General features: G+C 42.2%; 1 protein-coding gene. It reads right to left on the bottom strand.

The window, feature by feature from the left end:
- Positions 1–95: 95 nt before the first annotated feature.
- Positions 96–347 (bottom strand): hypothetical protein, encoded by a 252-nt coding sequence (locus tag J1781_RS00095; RefSeq protein ID WP_217232982.1) that lies wholly within the window; start codon positions 345–347, stop codon positions 96–98.
- Positions 348–379 lie beyond the last annotated feature (32 nt).

Raw genomic sequence — 379 nt, 5'->3', positions numbered from 1 at the left:
CTGTAATAACGACTGTCTAGTTTTTTTGCCCAGCCTGGTGGTACCGCTTTACCACGTGCGACATTTTTTTGTAGACCTGGGGGTAATTGGCGATACTAATCATGGGTTAGGTAGCGACCCGTACGACTATCGTAGTATCGATTATCACCTCTGTCGCGGTCTCTATCATGGTTTGTGTTGTAGCGTTGGTTTTCTTTGCGGTCATCTTTATAGTGTTTTTGTTGCTGAGTCCAGTTTTTGTCTTGTTTATATTGAGCTTTACCATGACCAGGATCTGCAAAAACAACGGGTGAAGCCACGAACGAGCCCGCTAAAAGTAAGCTAGTTAATAATGTCGATTTTTTCATTGTCATACACCTTTATCTGTACCTTGTATAAG

Origin of the sequence: Rahnella perminowiae, from assembly GCF_019049695.1 — a bacterium.
Classification (GTDB): Bacteria; Pseudomonadota; Gammaproteobacteria; order Enterobacterales; family Enterobacteriaceae; genus Rahnella; species Rahnella perminowiae.
Note: the sequence above shows the minus strand (reverse complement) of the source record. Positions and strands in the feature narration are given on the sequence as shown.